This is a genomic window from Streptomyces sp. SYP-A7185, assembly GCF_046103685.1.
Classification (GTDB): domain Bacteria; phylum Actinomycetota; class Actinomycetes; order Streptomycetales; family Streptomycetaceae; genus Streptomyces.
This window is the reverse complement of record NZ_CP122310.1, coordinates 7,944,247-7,961,180: the sequence shown is the minus strand read 5'-3', so window position 1 is coordinate 7,961,180 and position 16,934 is coordinate 7,944,247. Positions and strand designations below refer to the sequence as shown.

The 16,934-nt window shown below is 73.7% G+C and carries 14 protein-coding genes; 8 read left to right on the top strand and 6 right to left on the bottom strand.

The features are described from left to right. Positions 1 to 156 precede the first annotated feature (156 nt). The 4 genes from QBL25_RS34840 (at position 157) to QBL25_RS34825 (ending at position 5,745) form a co-directional block, all read left to right on the top strand. On the top strand, positions 157 to 1,851 hold the full coding sequence (locus QBL25_RS34840; protein ID WP_409060929.1) for an ABC transporter ATP-binding protein: 1,695 nt from the start codon (positions 157 to 159) through the stop codon (positions 1,849 to 1,851). Next, positions 1,848 to 3,770, top strand: coding sequence for an ABC transporter ATP-binding protein (locus QBL25_RS34835; RefSeq protein WP_409060928.1), 1,923 nt, complete (start codon positions 1,848 to 1,850; stop codon positions 3,768 to 3,770). The genes QBL25_RS34840 and QBL25_RS34835 overlap by 4 nt, the downstream gene beginning before the upstream one ends. Before the next feature lie 229 nt (positions 3,771 to 3,999). Next, entirely contained in the window at positions 4,000 to 4,536 is a 537-nt protein-coding gene (locus QBL25_RS34830) for an NUDIX hydrolase family protein (protein ID WP_409060927.1), read from the top strand. A gap of 162 nt (positions 4,537 to 4,698) precedes the next feature. Beyond that, positions 4,699 to 5,745, top strand: coding sequence for a YncE family protein (locus tag QBL25_RS34825; RefSeq protein ID WP_409060926.1), 1,047 nt, complete (start codon positions 4,699 to 4,701; stop codon positions 5,743 to 5,745). Between the two features lie 51 nt (positions 5,746 to 5,796). On the opposite strand, the gene QBL25_RS34820 is transcribed toward QBL25_RS34825, so the two are convergent. From QBL25_RS34820 to QBL25_RS34810, 3 genes are all read right to left on the bottom strand, one after another. Continuing rightward, positions 5,797 to 7,092, bottom strand: a complete 1,296-nt coding sequence (locus QBL25_RS34820; RefSeq protein ID WP_409060925.1) for a YhgE/Pip domain-containing protein — start codon at positions 7,090 to 7,092, stop codon at positions 5,797 to 5,799. 90 nt (positions 7,093 to 7,182) lie between these two features. Continuing rightward, positions 7,183 to 7,869 carry an esterase/lipase family protein gene (locus QBL25_RS34815; protein ID WP_409062886.1) on the bottom strand — a complete coding sequence of 229 codons (687 nt, stop codon included), beginning with the start codon at positions 7,867 to 7,869 and terminating at the stop codon, positions 7,183 to 7,185. 95 nt (positions 7,870 to 7,964) lie between these two features. Then, on the bottom strand, positions 7,965 to 8,699 hold the full coding sequence (locus QBL25_RS34810) for a FadR/GntR family transcriptional regulator (protein WP_409060924.1): 735 nt from the start codon (positions 8,697 to 8,699) through the stop codon (positions 7,965 to 7,967). A 277-nt stretch (positions 8,700 to 8,976) separates the two neighbouring features. Between QBL25_RS34810 and QBL25_RS34805 the strand changes: the two genes are divergently transcribed. The 3 genes from QBL25_RS34805 to QBL25_RS34795 all read left to right on the top strand — a co-directional run bounded on the left by QBL25_RS34805 (position 8,977) and on the right by QBL25_RS34795 (position 13,237). Then, positions 8,977 to 10,275, top strand: a complete 1,299-nt coding sequence (locus QBL25_RS34805; RefSeq protein WP_409060923.1) for an SLC13 family permease — start codon at positions 8,977 to 8,979, stop codon at positions 10,273 to 10,275. Between the two features lie 66 nt (positions 10,276 to 10,341). Further along, positions 10,342 to 11,796 (top strand): acyl-CoA synthetase, encoded by a 1,455-nt coding sequence (locus tag QBL25_RS34800; RefSeq protein ID WP_409060922.1) that lies wholly within the window; start codon positions 10,342 to 10,344, stop codon positions 11,794 to 11,796. Further along, positions 11,789 to 13,237: a carboxyl transferase domain-containing protein gene (locus QBL25_RS34795; protein WP_409060921.1), complete on the top strand. Its 1,449-nt coding sequence runs from the start codon at positions 11,789 to 11,791 to the stop codon at positions 13,235 to 13,237. Before QBL25_RS34800 ends, QBL25_RS34795 begins: the two co-directional genes overlap by 8 nt. A gap of 36 nt (positions 13,238 to 13,273) precedes the next feature. Here the strand turns inward: QBL25_RS34795 and QBL25_RS34790 are convergent, their stop codons facing one another. Next, on the bottom strand, positions 13,274 to 13,696 hold the full coding sequence (locus tag QBL25_RS34790; RefSeq protein WP_409060920.1) for a hypothetical protein: 423 nt from the start codon (positions 13,694 to 13,696) through the stop codon (positions 13,274 to 13,276). A gap of 27 nt (positions 13,697 to 13,723) precedes the next feature. Continuing rightward, positions 13,724 to 14,128 carry an STAS domain-containing protein gene (locus QBL25_RS34785; RefSeq protein ID WP_409060919.1) on the bottom strand — a complete coding sequence of 135 codons (405 nt, stop codon included), beginning with the start codon at positions 14,126 to 14,128 and terminating at the stop codon, positions 13,724 to 13,726. A gap of 187 nt (positions 14,129 to 14,315) precedes the next feature. Between QBL25_RS34785 and QBL25_RS34780 the strand changes: the two genes are divergently transcribed. Next, positions 14,316 to 15,365, top strand: coding sequence for an NAD-dependent epimerase/dehydratase family protein (locus QBL25_RS34780; protein ID WP_409060918.1), 1,050 nt, complete (start codon positions 14,316 to 14,318; stop codon positions 15,363 to 15,365). Between the two features lie 448 nt (positions 15,366 to 15,813). On the opposite strand, the gene QBL25_RS34775 is transcribed toward QBL25_RS34780, so the two are convergent. Continuing rightward, complete coding sequence (locus tag QBL25_RS34775; RefSeq protein ID WP_409062885.1) at positions 15,814 to 16,926, bottom strand: sensor histidine kinase; 1,113 nt, start codon at positions 16,924 to 16,926, stop codon at positions 15,814 to 15,816. Positions 16,927 to 16,934 lie beyond the last annotated feature (8 nt).

Genomic DNA, 16,934 nt, shown 5'->3' with positions numbered 1-16,934 from the left:
AAGCCTAGGGTGCCCGGGAGCGCCGAACGGGCACCGGACCACGCCGGAGACCGTCAGTGGTGCGCCGCCGGTCATTCCCATGGGGCCGCACCACGATGAACCAACTTAGGGTAGCCTCACCTAGATTTTTGCTGTCCGGCCCTGGAGGGGTGGCGGGTGAGTTCATCAAGTCCGTCGGGGCGGGACGTCCTGAGAGAGTCGATACGGGGCCAGCGGCGCGACGTCGCCGTCGGCTCGGTGCTGGGTTCCGGGCACCAGATAGGCGAGGCGCTGGTCCCCGTCCTGATCGGCGTCGCGATCGACCAGGCCGTCACCGACTCCGACACCGGCGCGCTGCTCGTGTGCCTGGCCGTGCTCGCCGTGGGCTATGTGGCGCTCGCGCTGAGCTTCCGCTTCGGCGCCATGGCCGGTGAGCGGTCCGCCGCCCGCGCCGAGCACACCCTGCGCATCTCCCTCGTACGACGCATCCTGCATCCCGGCGGCGGCGCCGAGGACGGCAGGCTGCCCGGCGCCCTCGCCAACATCGCGACCGAGGACGCCAAGCGGGTCGGCGCCGTGAACATGGCCCTGATGTCCGGGATCTCGGCCCTGACCGGCATCCTCACCTGCGCCGTCGTCCTGCTGCGCATGTCGCTGACGCTCGGCCTCGTGGTGCTGCTCGGCACGCCGGTGCTGCTGTGGCTGGGGCACCTCCTGAGCAAACCCCTCGAAAGCCGCAGCGAGGCCGAGCAGGAGCGTGCGGCCCATGCGTCTGCCGTCGCCGCCGACCTGGTCACGGGCCTGCGGATCCTCAAGGGCATCGGCGGCGAGTCGGCGGCCATCGCCCGCTACCGCACCACCAGCCGCGACTCCCTCGGCGCCACCCTGAAGGCGGCGCGCGCCCAGGCCTTCCAGAGCGGCATGGTCCTCGCCCTGACCGGCTGCCTGATCGCCGCCGTCGCGCTGGTCGGCGGCCGGCTGGCCGCCCAGGGCAGCATCAGCCTGGGCGAGCTGGTCTCGGCGGTCGGCCTCGCGCTCTTCCTGCTCGGCCCGCTGGAGGTGCTGGCCTGGGTCAACGCCGAGTTCGCCCAGGGCCGGGCGTCGGCCACCCGGATCGCGGAGGTCGTCGCCACCGCGCCGGTCGTCACCGCCGGGGACCGGAGCCTGCCCTTCCCGGTGCGCGGGGCGGTACGGCTCGACGGCGTACACCACGGCGGACTGCGCGGCGTGGACCTGGACGTCGCGCCCGGCGAACTGGTCGGCGTGGTCGCCACGGACCCCGCCCACGCGGGGGACCTGCTGCGCTGTCTGGCCCGGCGAGCCGACCCGGAGACCGGGGCCGTCGCCCTGGACGGCATCAGTCTGCGGGACCTGGACCCGGCCGAACTGCGTACGGCGATGCTCGTCGCCGAACACGACGCGGACCTCTTCGAAGGCACCGTCCGCGACAACGTCACGGCGGCAGCGGCCGACGCCACCGACCCGGAGCAGGCCATGGCGGCCGCCGGAGTCGCCCAGGTCGCCCGGACGCTGCCGGACGGCGAGCACACACCGGTCGGCGAACGCGGGCGCTCCCTGTCGGGCGGGCAGCGCCAGCGCGTCGCCCTCGCCCGGGCACTGGCCGCCGAGCCGCCCGTCCTCGTGGTCCACGATCCGACCACCGCGGTCGACGCCGTGACCGAGGCCCGCATCGCGGCCGGCGTCCGCGAGATCCGCAAGGGCCGCACCACGGTCCTGGTGACCACGAGCCCCGCACTGCTCTCGGTCACCGACCGGGTGGTGCTCCTGGACGAGGGCCGCGTCATCGACACGGCCCCGCACGCAGACCTGATCCAGCGGCATGAGGCCTATCGCACGGCGGTGTTGGCATGAACGATTCCTCGGCACGACGGCACCCGGCGGCAGAGCAGGAGACGGGGCAGGAGACAGAGCACGGGACGGGGCGGCACCCGGACACCCGCGAGCTGCTCCCCACCGCCACCGCGCCCCGCACCCGCGCCGCGGTCCGCGCCCTGGTGCGCCCGCACCGGAGCCTCGCCGCCGGCGGCTTCGCCGTCATGATCGCGGCGACCGCCGTGGGGCTGCTCGTGCAGCCCCTGCTCGGCCGCATCGTCGACCTGGTCGCCGATCAGCGCCCGGCCGGCGACCTCACGCTGCCGGTCGTCCTGCTGGTCCTGGTCGCCCTCGCGCACGGCGGGACCACCTCGCTGGGCCTGACGCTGGTCTCCCGGCTCGGTGAGACCGTGCTCGCGCAGCTGCGCGAGAGGTTCGTGGAGAAGGCCCTGCGGCTGCCGCTGGAACAGGTCGAGAAGGCCGGCGCCGGAGACCTCACCGCCCGCGTGACCCGGGACGTCTCGGTGGTGGGCGAGGCGGTGCGCAGCGCCCTGCCCGAGCTGGCCCGTTCCCTGCTGGCCATCGTGCTGACGCTCGTCGCGATGGCGGCGCTCGACTGGCGCTTCCTGGTCGCCGCCCTCCTCGCGGTCCCCGTCCAGGCGTCCACGGCCCGCTGGTACGTGCGCCACGCCGTCCCGCTCTACGCCCAGCAGCGCATCGCCATGGGGGCCCAGCAGCAGCAGCTCCTGGACACCATCGCGGGCGCGGGCACGGTGCGGGCCTTCCGCATCGAGGAGGAGCACACCGCGCGCGTGACCCGGCGCTCGTCGGCCGCGGTCGCCCTGAAGATGCGCGGCATCCGCCTGGTCCTCGACTTCTACAACCGGCTGCACGTCGCCGAGTACACCGGCCTCGCCGCGGTCCTGGTGACCGGCTTCCTCCTGGTCCGCGCGGGCTCCGTGTCCATCGGCACCGCGACCGCCGCCGCGCTCTACTTCCACAGCCTGTTCGCGCCGGTCAACTCCGCGCTCGTCCTCCTGGACGACGCGCAGTCCGCCACGGCCTCGCTCGCCCGGCTCGTCGGCGTCGCCGACGAGAAGACCCCCGAGCCCCTCGCCGACGCCACGCCCGCACCGGAGACCGCCGCCGGGGCGGCGCGGGAGCCCGGCGCGCAGCCGGACGGCACCGTCACCGTGCTCGGCATCGACCACGCGTACGTCCCCGGGCAGCCCGTCCTGCGGGACGTGGACCTGACGCTCCGGGCCGGGGAACGCGTGGCCCTGGTCGGCCCGAGCGGCGCAGGCAAGACCACCCTCGCCAAGCTCATCGCCGGGGTGCACCGGCCGACCTCCGGTTCGGTGCACCTGACCGGCACGGCGGGCCGGGGCGGCGGCCTTCCGGTCGCCCTGGTCACCCAGGAGACGCACGTCTTCGCCGGGCCGCTCGCGGACGATCTGCGCCTGGCCCGCGCCGACGCCACCGACGCCGAACTGCGCGCGGCGCTGACCGACGTCGAGGCGCTGGACTGGGCCGAAGCACTGCCCGACGGCCTGGCCACCGTCGTGGGCGACGGAGGCCACCGCCTCACCTCCGCCCAGGTGCAGCAACTCGCCCTGGCCCGGCTGATGCTGGCCGACCCGCCGGTGGCCGTCCTCGACGAGGCGACGGCCGAAGCGGGCAGCACCGGCGCACGCCTCCTGGAGAAGGCCGCCGACCGGGCCGTCGAGGGACGCACCGCGCTGGTCGTCGCGCACCGCCTCACCCAGGCCGCGACCGCGGACCGGATCGTCGTCATGGAGGACGGCCGCATCGTGGAGAGCGGCACCCACGACGAACTGCGCACGGGCTCCGGCCCCTATGCCTCCCTGTGGCAGGCGTGGTCCGGCACCCGCGGCACGACCGACAAGGCCCCCACGCACCACGCCGGTCCCACCGCGACCGTGAAGGACGACGCCTGATGCTCGGCTCTCACCGGGACGCGCGGCACGCCTCGCGGCGCCGCTCCCGGCGTTCGGCTAGTCCAGCGCCGCGCCGGGCACTCCGTACGAGGGAACCTTCGCCGTCGGCCCCGGCGGAGGACGAGAGCCGAGGGACGAGGCCGAGCTGAACGAGAACGCCCTCTACGCCGATCTGGACGCGACCAAGGTGGAGCAGCACGCCGGGAGCCAGTGAACGTATGATCAGCCGATGTCTGACACGACCGAAACCACGCCCGGCTGGCTGACCTCCGACGAGCTCGAGCAGGCCAGGGCACGTATGCCGATCCTGTACGTCGAGGCCGTGCCGGTGCGCGTCGACGACAACGGCGAAGTCACCAGCATCGGACTCCTGTTGGGAATGGGACGGGACGGGGCGGTCAGCCGCTCCCTCGTCTCCGGCCGGGTCCTGCACCACGAGCGGGTGCGGGACGCCCTGCTGCGCCATCTGGAGAAGGACCTCGGCCCGGCGGCCCTCCCGCGCGTCCCGGCCTCCCTGCAGCCCTTCACCGTCGCCGAGTACTTCCCGACGCAGGGCATCACGCCGTTCCACGATCCGCGCCAGCACGCGGTGTCCCTCGCCTACATCGTCCCGGTGGCCGGCGACTGCCGCCCCCGGCAGGACGCCCTGGACCTGGCCTGGTTCAGCCCCCAGGAGGCCTCGTCCGAGGTGGTCCAGCACGAGATGCCGGGCGGGCACGGCGTGCTCCTCAAGCAGGCCCTCGCCCACGCGGGCTGCCTGTCCTGAACGACGTCGGGAGCGGGCCCCGGCACGTCCGGGGCCGGGCCCGGTGCCGGGTGCGGCGCGGGGCCCGGCATCCCACCCGGTGACGGATTAGGTAAGGCTCGGCTAAGTTGACCGGCGAGTGCCTTCCTCCGGAGGCACATCTGCCAAGGAGATCGACGCAGCATGAGCTCAACCATCCGCCGGGCCCGCCGTATCACCGCGATCACCGTGTCGCTCGCCGCGGGAGGTGCCCTGGTCTCGACCGGCACCGCGGGGGCCGCCGCAGCCCCGGCCGCCGCCTCCGTGCCGATCGCGCCGGGCCTCTACCAGTCGGCGTACTCGGACCGCAACGACGCGCTCTGGGTGGCCTCTTCGGTGGGCCAGCCGCCCGCGCCCGTCACGGAGTCCCGGCTCCTGAAGGTCGATCCGGAAACGCTGCGGGTGGAGAAGTCGTACGCGCCGGCCACCGACGCGGCCACGGGCGCCGTCCGGTCCGTCTACGGCGTCGCCGTCGACGACGAGCACGACACCGTCTGGACGACGAACACCCGCGACGACTCCGTCTCCGTCTACAGCCAGCGCACCGGCAGGCATCTGGCCACCCTGCCCGGCGTGCGGCACGCCCGGGAGATCGTCGTCGACGAGCGGCGCGACCTGGTGTGGGCGAGCGCCTTCGGCGACGGCACCCTCGTCGCCTTCGACTCCGGCACCTTCAAGGAGAAGCGGCGCGTCACCGTCCCGGGCGCGGGACCGACGGGCCTCGCCGTGAACGAGCGGACCGGTTCGGTGTACGCGGCCGACCACACCGGCGACCGGATCATCGAGGTCTCCCCCGGCGCCCCGGACCCGCGGCTCATACCGACCGGCGACGGACCGCTCTCGGTGGCGCTCTCCAAGAACGGCCGCACCGCCTACACCGGCGACCAGAGCGCGGGCACCGTCTCCGTCGTCGACCTCCGCAAGGGCGCCGTGACCCGGTCCGTGGTCTCCGGCGGGGGCACCAAGTCCGTGGCCGTCGACCACCGTTCGGGCCATGTCCTGGCCGTCAACCGGCTCTCCGCCACCGTGACGGTCGTCGACCCGCGCAAGGGAGCCGTCGTGAAGACGGTGGCCACCCCGGCATTGCCCAACCACGTCCACGTGGCCAAGGGCACGGCGTACGTGGCCGACAAGTCGGCGTCGGGCCCCGCGGGCGAGGACCTGGTGACCCGCTTCCGCGTCCGCCGCTAGACCGGCACTTGACCGGCTTTGGTCCAGCCCTGGACCGGCTCTGGCCCGCCGCTAGTCCGCCGGTGAGGGCTGCGGGGTCATCCGGTGCAGTCCCTTGCGGTCGTAGTACCGGGTCATCGCGAACCCGAACGCCGCCGCCAGGGCCACACCGACCGCGATCATGATCCAGGCGCGGGCGAGGCCGGCATCGGCGCGGGCGTCGAAGAACAGGATGGACCGGACGCCCCCGCTGAGCTGGCGCATCGGCTCAAAGATGCCGAGGAAGCGGTAGAAGCCCGGGACCGCCTCCAGCGGGATGGTGGCCCCGGAGGACGGCAGGCCGAGGACGATGAACACGAACATGGACACGAGCTGGCCGATCCCGCCGAAAGCGGCGTTGATGGCCTGGACGCCCAGACCCACCGCGAGGCTCGCGCAGTAGGAGAAGACCCACAGCAACGGCAGATGAGTGGCGTCCATCCCCAGGATCGCGACGGTCGCCAGCATGATCAAGGTGGTGGTCAGGACCGTGCTGCCCGCGGTCATGGCCATCTTCAGGAGCAGCGTCTGGGTGCGGCTGATCGGCACGGTCGGGCGGCGGGTGTGCCAGGGTCCGATCTCGCCGTCGGCGTACCCGAGTGCGGTGTCGACGCCCATGCTGATGAGGTTGGCGCCGAGGAACCCGGCCAGGACGAGCAGCAGGGTGTAGTAGAACGCGCTCAGGCCGAGGCCGCTGTGGTCGCCGATGGGATGGCCGACCTCGGTGGCGATGGCGACGGGGTCGGCCAGCAGCAGGCCCGCGGTGGGACCGGCCCCCCGGTCGGCGCCCGCGGACTTCAGCTGCTCGCCGATGGCCCGGGAGGACTGCTGCGCGGCCGTCGTGGCGATCTTGCTCGCCAGGGAGGAACCGAGGCTCCCCATGCCGGGGTTGGTCAGGACCGTCATCGTCGGCCGCTCCTTGGCGCGCGCGGTGGTCAGCGCGGCGACGGAGTCGGTGAACTCAGCGGGGATGAGCAGGGCCCCGTAGATCTTGCCGGAGTCCAGTTCGTCCTGGGCTGCGGACCGGGTGAGCGGCCGCCAGTCGGCCTTGTCGCCGGACGAGTCGGCGAGGACGGTCCGGGTGATCTGCGTCCCCAGGTTCTGCTTCTGTCCGGCCGGTGGCGCGCCCCGGTCCATGTTGACGATGGCCAGGGGCAGCTCGCGCAGGTCGCGGTTGGGGCTGATGATGCCGCCCATATAGAGCAGGGACAGCAGCAGGGCGAGCAGCCCGGTCAAGACGGTGGGCACCAGCCACAGCTTGGGGTGGCGCAGGAGTGCGGAGGCTCGTGCCCCGGTGCCGGGGTGACGGGGGGCGCTGTCGTCGTCCATGGTGCTTACCATCGGTGCCGCGTACGGCGCCCGGAGCGAGCAACACGACCGGGAGCGAAGAACCAGGCGAATGGGTTCTTCCCCGTGAGGTCAGCCGCCCAGGAAGTCCCGCACCCCCTGGGACACCCCGTCGTCTCCCAGCAGGTCGTTGTGTTTCAGGCATCCGGCCGCGTGGTTCACCGCGCCGTCCAGGAGCACGCTCTTGTCCGGGTTGATGACCTCGTCGCAGCCGGACCACCAGGTCGCGTGGGCGACGTCTCCGGGCGTCTCGTCGCCCTCGGCGAGCCCGTCCTGGACGTACGATCCGGGCGTCATGTCGCGGCAGGCCTGGGACCAGGCGGCGCAGGCCCAGGCCGTGGCGGTGCCGTGGTTGGGGCCGGCGAGCGAGGCCCAGTGGGCGACCGTGCCGGTGCCGCCGCCGTACTTGACGTACCAGCGCGTGACGAGACTGCCGAAGGAGTGGGCGACGACGTCGACCTTGGCGGCGCCCGTCCGGGCGCGCACCTCCTCGACGTACGCCGCGAACCGGCCGGACAGCACCTCGTTCACCGACTTGCCGGTGTCGTACCCCCAGGAGAACAGCTCGCCGTCCGTGTATCCGGACGCCTTGAAGTCGTCGCGCAGGGAGCCCCACACGCCCGGGTCGGCGTTGTAGCCATGGACGAAGATCACCGGCGTGCGGACGGCCTCCGGGGCCGTGTCCGCGCGGGCGGTGGTCAGCGGCGTGAGGAGGGCGGCGAGAGCGGCGAGGGTCAGCGGGACGGACGTTCGGCGCAGCACGGGTTCCCCCTTGGTCACGAGCGGTCCCGAGCATGGTGTGGCCTGCGCCGACGAAAGAAAAGCCCTGTGCGGCACGGAAGTTACCGCGGGTATCACCCCGCGGGGTCCTCCGCCGCGCCCGTCTGGCCGTCCTCCGGGTTCCAGTCGAGCAGCCGTACCTTCGCGACGGTCCGCACGTGCCGGCGCATCGCGGCGGCCGCCGCCCGGCCCCGGCCGGCCTCGATCGCGTCGAGGATCGCGTGGTGCTGGGCGAGGGACCGGGCGGGACGGCGCACCTGGCGCAGCGATTCGTTGCGGCTCTCGGTGATCTGCTCGGCGATGGAGCGCATGAACTCGGCGAGCAGCGCGCTGTGGGCGGCCGCGGTCACGGCGGCGTGGAAGAGCCGGTCGCCCTCGACCCCGTGCTCGCCCGCCTCGATCTCCCGCGCCATGGTGTCCAGGGCCTCCCGCATCGCGTGCAGGTCCTCGTCCGTGCGGCGCTCGGCGGCCAGTTCGGCGAGCTTGGTCTCCAGGGCCTCGCGCGCCTCCAGCACGTCCGGCAGCCGCCGCTTGCGCTCCACGAGCCGCTCCACGGGCTCGGCGTCCAGGCTGTCCTTGACCAGATAGGTGCCGCCGCCGTGCCGCACCTCGACCAGGCCCTGCACTTCGAGCACGACGATGGCCTGCTTCACGGAGGCGCGGGAGACGCCTAGGCGCTGCGCCAGTTCCCGCTCGGGCGGCAGCCGGTCGCCGGAGCGCAGGCCGCCCTCGCCGACGTAGGCGCGCAGCCGGTCGAGCACCTGCTCGTACAGCCGTGTCCTGCCCATGGGGCGCAGCGCGTCAGTCATCCCAACCCCCCGATGCCGGTCCCGTGCCAGGCTCCGGCCCCCGTGCCGATGGATCCGCAGCCTAACAGCGGTGCCTCCAGTGGACGAGTGGCCCATTGGCTCAGCCAATTTACGTCCGATCCCTTGACGGCCGAAACCGATGCCCCGACGCTGAGTTCCGCCAACCGCCGGATTGGCTCAGCCACTTGGCCACCGCATGGCCGTGGGGCGGAACCGACCGGCCCCGCACGGCCGAGCCACGGCCCCGCAAGGACGGCCCCAGGGACGGGAGCCCACGATGTCCGCCGAACTCATCTCCATCCTCGTACTCGTGGTGGTCTTCGTGATCGCCACCACCCGCTCCATCAACATGGGCGCACTCGCCTTCGCCGCCGCCTTCGCGGTCGGTGAGCTGGCCGCCGACCTCGACGCGGACGGCATCTTCGCCGGATTCCCCGGCGACCTGTTCGTCGTGCTGGTCGGCGTGACCTATCTGTTCGCGATCGCCCGCGCGAACGGCACCACCGACTGGCTGGTGCACGCCTCCATCCGGCTGGTGCGCGGGCGGATCGCCCTGATCCCCTGGGTGATGTTCGTGATCACCGGGGCGCTCACCGCGATCGGCGCGGTCAGCCCGGCCGCCGTGGCGATCGTCGCGCCGATCGCCCTGAGCTTCGCCGCCCGGTACGGGATCAGCCCGCTCCTGATGGGCGCCATGGTGGTGCACGGGGCCCAGGGCGGCGGCTTCTCGCCCATCAGCATCTACGGGTCGATCGTCAACGGCATCGTGGAGCGCGAGGACCTGCCGGGCAACGAACTCGTGCTCTTCCTCGCCTCGCTCGTCGTCAACCTCATCATCGCTGGGATCGTCTTCGTCCTCTTCGGCGGTCTGAAGCTGGGCGGCCGCGACACCGGCACGGACCCGGGCCCGGACGGACGCACGCCGGAGGGCGACGGACCGGCGGAAGCCACATCGGCCGGGACCGACGCCGGTTCGCGGCTCGATCCGGCCAAGATCGCCACGCTCGCCGCCCTGGTCGCCCTCGTCGTGGCCGTCCTCGCCTTCGACCTCGACGCCGGTCTCAGCGCCATCACCCTGGCCGTGCTCCTGAGCGCGTTCTGGCCCGAGTCCAGCCGCAAGGCCGTCAGTGAGATCGCCTGGTCGACCGTGCTCCTGATCTGCGGCGTGCTGACCTACGTCGGCGTCCTGGAGGAGATGGGCACCATCAAGTGGGCCGGTGAGGGCGTCTCCGACATCGGCGTCCCGCTCGTCGCCGCCCTGCTGCTCTGCTACATCGGGGCGATCATCTCCGCCTTCGCCTCCTCCGTCGGCATCATGGGCGCGCTCATCCCGCTGGCCGTGCCGTTCCTGGCCCAGGGCGAGATCGGCGCGGTCGGCATGATCGCCGCGCTCGCCGTCTCCGCCACCGTCGTGGACGTCAGCCCCTTCTCGACCAACGGCGCGCTGGTCCTCGCCGCGGCCCCGGACGTCGACCGGGAGCGCTTCTTCCGGCAGCTGATGGTGTACGGCGGCATCGTGGTGGCCGTGGTACCCGCCGCGGTGTGGCTCGTCTTCGTGGTGCCAGGATTCGGGTAGGACGAACCAGCACAAGCCCACCGGCCACCCCCGCACGCCCCCACGACGACCAAGGAGACACGCAGCGTGAGTTCTCCCCACCCGCCCCTCTTCCCGGCCCTCGCCGCGGCCCCCGACCTCCCGGCCCTGCGCTTCGGGGACCGCTCGCTGACGTACGCCGAACTCGCCGCCGCGGCAGGCTCCCTGGCGAAGTCGATCGGCTCGGCCCGCCGGGTCGCGCTGTGGGCCACGCCGACCCTGGAGACCGCCGTCGGCGTGGTGGCCGCGCTGCTCGCCGGCGTCCCCGTGGTGCCGCTGAACCCGAAGACCGGCGAGCGCGAGCTCGGGCACATCGTGACGGACAGCGCGCCGACGGTGGTGCTCGCGGCCCCGGGCGACGAACTCCCGGCGGCCCTGGGCGCGTTGCGGCGTACGGACATCACCCTCACCGGCGGCACGGACTCCCCGGCGCCGCCGCACGCCGAGCCCGACCCGCAGTCCCCCGCCCTGGTCGTCTACACCTCGGGCACGACAGGACCCCCCAAGGGCGCGGTGCTGCCGCGCCGGGCCATCGCCACCACCCTGGACGCCCTGGAGGACGCCTGGGGGTGGACGTCCGACGACGTCCTGGTGCACGGGCTTCCGCTGTTCCACGTGCACGGACTGATCCTCGGCATCCTCGGCCCGCTGCGCCGGGGCGGCTCGGTGCGGCACCTGGGCCGGTTCTCCGTCGAAGGCGTGCGGCACGAACTGGACCACGGGGCCACGATGTTGTTCGGCGTGCCCACCATGTACCACCGCATCGCGGAGGCGCTGCCCGCCGACCCGGCTCTCGCCAAGGCCCTCTCCGGGGCCCGGATCCTCGTCTCGGGGTCCGCCGCACTGCCCGTGCACGACCACGAGCGCATCGCGGCCGCCACCGGGCGCCGGGTGATCGAGCGGTACGGCATGACCGAGACCCTGATGAACACCAGCGTGCGCGCCGACGGCGAACCGCGCGCCGGAACCGTCGGGGTGCCGCTGCGCGGGGTCGAGCTGCGGCTCGTGGACGAGAAGGGAGCCGAGACGACGGATCCGGCGGAGGTCGGCGAGATCGAGGTGCGCGGCCCGAATCTGTTCACCGAGTACCTGAACCGGCCCGACGCCACCGCCGCCGCCTTCACCGCCGACGGCTGGTTCCGCACCGGCGACATGGCGGTGCTCGACGCCGACGGCTATGTGCGCATCGTCGGCCGCAAGGCCACCGACCTCATCAAGAGCGGCGGCTACAAGATCGGCGCCGGTGAGATCGAGAACGCCCTGCTCGAACACCCGGGGGTCCGGGAGGCCGCCGTGACCGGGGAGCCGGACGACGACCTGGGCGAGCGCATCGTCGCCTGGATCGTGCCGACGGACCCCGAACAGCCGCCGACCGACCGCGAACTGGCGGACCACGTGGCCGCCCAGCTCGCCCCGCACAAGCGCCCACGGACCGTGCGCCACCTGACGGAGCTCCCCCGCAACGACATGGGGAAGATCATGAAGCGATCCCTCCATGCCTGAGCCGACACCCTCGGGCCCCGCCCACCCCGCGCCTCCACCGCCTCCACCGCCGCCTCCGACCGCCCGCGCCACCGCCCGTGAGGCCCTCTACGCGGTGGCCGACCCGGGCAGCTTCCACGAACTCCCCGATCCGGAAACGGCGTCGGCGGACACGAGGGGGGACGGCCCGCTGGCCTGGCAGGGGTATGCCGCATCCCGCGCCCGCGCCGAGCAGCGCACCGGCGAGCGGGAGTCGGTGGTGTGCGCGACCGCCTCCGTCGGCGGCACCCGCGCGGTGATCGTCTCCTTCGAGTTCGGCTTCCTGGGCGGCTCCCTCGGCGAGCGCACGGGAGACCGCCTGGAGGCCGCTCACCGGCACGCCCGGGACCGGCGGCTGCCCGTCGTCTCGCTGATCGCGACCGGGGGCAGCCGGATGCAGGAGGGCATGCGCGCCCTGGTCCAACTCCAGCGCGTGGCCCGGCAGTCCGAGCTCACCGGGGCGGCCGGCCTGGCCCGGATCGCCGTCCTGCGCGATCCGACCACGGGCGGCGGCTGGGCCACCCTGGGCGCGGGCGCCGACCTGATCCTGGCCCTGCCCGGCAGCCAGGTCGGCTTCGCCGGGTCCCGGGTGCGCCCGGCGGACGCGGATCCGGCCGCGTACACCGCCGAGTCCCAGCTCGCGGCGGGCGCGATCGACGACGTCGTACGCCCCGAGGAGCTGCGCGAGGCGCTGGCCCTGCGCCTGGGGCTGCTGGCCGACGCGGGGATCGTCCACCCGACCGCCGACGGCGCCGCGCCTGCCGCTGCCGAGCCCCCTGCCGGGCTCGGCCACGGGGACCTGCCCGCCACCGGCTGGGAAGCCGTCAGCCGCGCCAGGGCGCCCGAACGGCCGCGCGCGACGGCCTATCTGGACGCCTACTTCACCGATCGCGTCCCGCTGCGCGGCGATCGGTGCGGGGGCGCGGACCCGGGGATGCTCTGCGGGTTCGGGCGGCGCGAGGGGCGGACGGTCGCCTTCGCGGCGCAGTGCGGGACGGCCACGACGCCCGCCGGCTACCGCACCGCCACCCGGCTGGTCCGGCTCGCGGGGCGGCTCGGGATTCCCGTCCTGACGCTCGTCGACACCCCGGGAGCCGCGAACGGGGCGGAGGCCGAACGGGCGGGCGCGGGCGCGGCGATCGCCGATCTGTTCGCCGCCGTCGCCACCGCGCCGGTGCCGGTCACCTCCCTGGTCATCGGCGAGGGCGGCTCCGGCGGGGCGCTCGCGCTGGCGTCGCCGGACAACCTGTGGGCCACGCCGGACAGCTACTTCTCGGTGATCGCCCCGGAGTCGGCCGCCGCCATCCTCAAGCGCGGACCCGGCGAGATCCGGCCGACGGCGGAGCAACTGCGGCTGCGTCCACAGGACTTGGTCGCACTCGGGGTGGCGCGGGGCGTGGTGACGGCGGCACGTCATACGTGATCCCGCCCGGGCTGCCGCCGACCTGCTCCTCCTGCGTCACGGCGAGGTTCCGGTGTCCGGCGCGTCGGCGACCTCGGCGGCCATGCGCAGACAGATCCCGGGGAGTTCGGGGGCGCTGCGAATCCAGTCCTCGGTGTCGACACCGGCGACGACGCCCGCCGTCCACAAGGTGGCCAGCAGGCGGGTGGCCAGGTCGCGTTGTGTCCGTCCTGCCCGGGGGGCCGCCCGGCGGACGGCGACGGTCGCCCGCTCGATCAAGGACGGTTCCAGGAGCCAGCGGATCCCCGCTCCGGCCTCCACGAGGAAACCGGAGTAGACCGCCATGAAGATCCGCGCGGTGTCGTTCTCCTCTTCGAGACCGACCCGCGCCTGCTCGGTGAACTGGGAGATCAGCCCCAGGTGGTCACCCAGGTGACTCGTCGGGGTCCCGTGGTTCCGCCGGCGTTCGCCGTTGGTCATGTCCGCACCATCCGTCCGCCCCCGGCATCAGGAGGTCTTCCCGATCTCGGGCCGACCCCGTCCTTCACCGGAGGCCCTGCCGCCGGCCAGCGCCTGCTCCACCGTGTCGTGGATCGCGAGGACGCCGTCCAGACCCGCGATGCGCAGCACCGCGCGCGGCACCCGGCGCGAGGCCACCAGCCGGATCGGGACCCCGCGTTCGACCGCCCGCTCCCGGAAGTCCTCCAGGACGGCCACCCCGGTCAGGGTCAGGAACGGCACGTCCGCCCAGTCCACGACCACCGCCGACACCCGGTCGCGGGAGGAGCGGTCAAGGCGGGTCCGGCACAGCTCACGTAATTCCCGGCGCAGTTCCTCGGCGTTGCCGACACTCACTTCCGGGGGCATCTTCACCACCAGGCAGCCCTGCCTGACGGATGTCTGAAGCGTCATCCGGACCACCTCCGTACGGCCGTTCCGGCAACGGGAGAGACCACCTCAAGGCATGGCAGCAGTATGCCCACCGGTATTACGGATTTCAGCAAACCGAGCGGGATCCGTCACGGCGGCGTCCTTACGGAGTCGTGACGAAGCCCCGTCGCTGACCGAATCCCCTGGTCGGCGCGCCTAGCGTGGCGGCATGCGCGTACTTGTCACCGGCGGAGCCGGGTTCATCGGATCGCACGTGGTCGACGCCCTCACCGAACGCGGGCACGAGGTGGCGGTGTTCGACGCCCTGCTGCCCTCGGCCCACGCCGATCCGCCGCGGCCGCCCGCCGGCGCGCGGTGGACGGTCGCCGACGTCCGGGACCGCGACGCGGTGCGGGAGGCGGTGCGCGGGGTGGACGCGGTCTGTCACCAGGCGGCGATGGTGGGGCTCGGCAAGGACTTCGCGGACGCCCCCGAGTACGTCGGCTGCAACGACCTGGGCACGGCCGTCCTGCTCGCCGCGATGGCCGAGGCAGGGGTACGCGACCTGGTGCTCGCCGGTTCGATGGTCGTGTACGGCGAAGGGCGCTACGCGTGCGTACGCCACGGGGTGGTCCGGCCGGGGCCTCGTGCGGCGGCGGACCTGGACGCCGGGCGCTTCGAGCCCCTGTGCCCCGACTGCGGGGCCGAGTTGCGGCCGGGCCTGGTGGGCGAGGACGCGCCCGCCGATCCGCGCAACGTGTACGCGTCGACCAAGCTGGCGCAGGAGCACCTGGCCGCCGCGTGGGCGCGGGCGAGCGGCGGGCGCGCGGTGTCGTTGCGCTACCACAACGTGTACGGCCCCGGCATGCCGCGCGACACCCCGTACGCCGGTGTGGCGTCGTTCTTCCGTTCCTCCCTCGAGCGGGGCGAGGCGCCCCAGGTCTTCGAGGACGGCCGCCAGCGGCGGGACTTCGTCCACGTGCGGGACGTGGCGGCGGCCAACGCCCTGGCGCTGGAGTCCCTGCACGCGCGGGATGCCGGGGCCTTCACGGCGTACAACACCGGCAGCGGTGAGCCGCACACCGTCGGGGAGATGGCCCATGAGCTGGCCCGGGCGTTCGGCGGACCGGACCCGGCGGTGACGGGCGAGTACCGCCTCGGGGACGTCCGGCACGTCACGGCGGACTCGGGTCGGCTGCGGGCGGAGCTGGGCTGGCGAGCCGAGGTGGGCTTCACCGAGGGAATGACCTCGTTCGCCAAGGCGCCGCTGCGGGGGTAGCGCCAGGCGGTCGGACTTGGCTTTGCGCGTAGCGCGGCGAGCGGGCGTGCCGGGCGGGGTGGGCGTGCCGGGGCGGGCGGGAGTGGACGGACGGACGTGTTCGACCGCCCGTCACGTTGCGTACGGCCGCCCGGCCTTGGTGGGCCTCGATGGTGGCGGGGGGCCGCGCCGGCGGTCGGACTCGGCATCACGCCCGGCGCGGCGAAAGGGCGAGCCGGGCGGGCGTGCCCGGAGTCGCAGGGAGGCGGGAGTGGACGGACGGACGTGTTCGACCGCCCGTCACGTTGCGTACGGCCGCCCGGCCTTGGTGGGCCTCGATGGTGGCGGGGGGCCGCGCCGGCGGTCGGACTTGGCTTCACGCTCGGCGCGGCGAGAGGGCGAGCCGGGCGAGCGTGCCAGGAGTCGCAGGGCGGGCGGCAGTGGACGGACGGGCGTGGGCGGGCAAGGGCTACGCGCTCGCCGTCGGTAGCGTCACTTCGAAGCGGCAGCCTCCCGCCACGTTGCGTACGGCCGCCCGGCCCTGGTGGGCCTCGACGATGCCGCGCACGATCGCGAGGCCGAGGCCCGCGCCCGCCGGGGGCGTGCGGGACTGGCTGCCGCGCCAGCCGGTGTCGAAGACGCGGGACAGGTCCTCCTCGGGGATGCCGCCGCAGCCGTCGGTCACGGACAGGACCACGCCGTCCGGGGAGCGCTCGGCGGCCACCGCGACGGTCCCGTCGGCCGGCGTCCGGCGGATCGCGTTGACCAGGAGGTTGCCCAGGACGCGGCTCATCTCCTTGCTGTCGACCTCCACCGGGACGGCCTCGACGCTGTCGCCGACCAGCCGCACCCGGTGCTCGCGGGCCAGCGGATCGACCCCCGCGAGCGCGTCGCCCACGAGGTCGTAGACGGAGATGCGGGCCGTCGACAGGGCCAGGGCGCCCGCGTGGATGCGGGAGAGCTCGAAGAGGTCCCCGACCATGGAGTTGAGGCGTTCGACCTCGGTGCGGATCTGGCGCAGATAGCGGTCCGGTTCGGCCGCCACGCCGTCCTCCAGGGCCTCGGACATGGCCCGCAGCCCGGCCAGCGGGGTGCGCAGGTCGTGCGAGATCCAGGCGACCAGCTCACGCCGGGACCGCTCCAGGGCGCGCTCGCGCTCTCCGGCTTCGGCGAGCTTGGCGCTGGTCGCCTCCAACTCCCGCGTGAGCGCGGCGAGTTCCGCACTCACCGGCTCGGGTGGCGCCGCGAAGCTGCCGCCGTCGCCGAAGGAACGGGCCGCCAGGGTCAGGGCGTTGCTGCGGGCGACCACCCAGCGGCCGAGCAGCAGGGCGGTGGCGAGCGAGACCACGGCGGCCATCGCCACGACGATGGTGACGACGCTCAGGTCGTGCGGCGAGAGGAACATCTCCCAGGCGACCGCGAGCGTCCCGGCCAGCATCGCCAGCACCGCGACGGCCGCCACGACGGCCATCGCCACCACGAGCGAGCGGTGCCGCAGCAACCGGAGTATCAGGGCTCCCACCAGCCCGGCGCTCGCGGCCCCGAGGAAGGCGAAGAGGGCGATGACCAGGACGTCCTGCATGGGCATGG

Bases quoted from the DNA above. Each gene is read 5' to 3' on its own strand.
- QBL25_RS34835 (WP_409060928.1), top strand. From the start codon at position 1,848: ATGAACGATTCCTCGGCACGACGGCACCCGGCGGCAGAGCAGGAGACG.
- QBL25_RS34830 (WP_409060927.1), top strand. From the start codon at position 4,000: ATGTCTGACACGACCGAAACCACGCCCGGCTGGCTGACCTCCGACGAG.
- QBL25_RS34825 (WP_409060926.1), top strand. From the start codon at position 4,699: ATGAGCTCAACCATCCGCCGGGCCCGCCGTATCACCGCGATCACCGTG.
- QBL25_RS34820 (WP_409060925.1), bottom strand. From the start codon at position 7,092: ATGGACGACGACAGCGCCCCCCGTCACCCCGGCACCGGGGCACGAGCC.
- QBL25_RS34810 (WP_409060924.1), bottom strand. From the start codon at position 8,699: ATGACTGACGCGCTGCGCCCCATGGGCAGGACACGGCTGTACGAGCAG.
- QBL25_RS34805 (WP_409060923.1), top strand. From the start codon at position 8,977: ATGTCCGCCGAACTCATCTCCATCCTCGTACTCGTGGTGGTCTTCGTG.
- QBL25_RS34795 (WP_409060921.1), top strand. From the start codon at position 11,789: ATGCCTGAGCCGACACCCTCGGGCCCCGCCCACCCCGCGCCTCCACCG.
- QBL25_RS34790 (WP_409060920.1), bottom strand. From the start codon at position 13,696: ATGACCAACGGCGAACGCCGGCGGAACCACGGGACCCCGACGAGTCAC.
- QBL25_RS34785 (WP_409060919.1), bottom strand. From the start codon at position 14,128: ATGACGCTTCAGACATCCGTCAGGCAGGGCTGCCTGGTGGTGAAGATG.
- QBL25_RS34780 (WP_409060918.1), top strand. From the start codon at position 14,316: ATGCGCGTACTTGTCACCGGCGGAGCCGGGTTCATCGGATCGCACGTG.
- QBL25_RS34775 (WP_409062885.1), bottom strand. From the start codon at position 16,926: ATGCAGGACGTCCTGGTCATCGCCCTCTTCGCCTTCCTCGGGGCCGCG.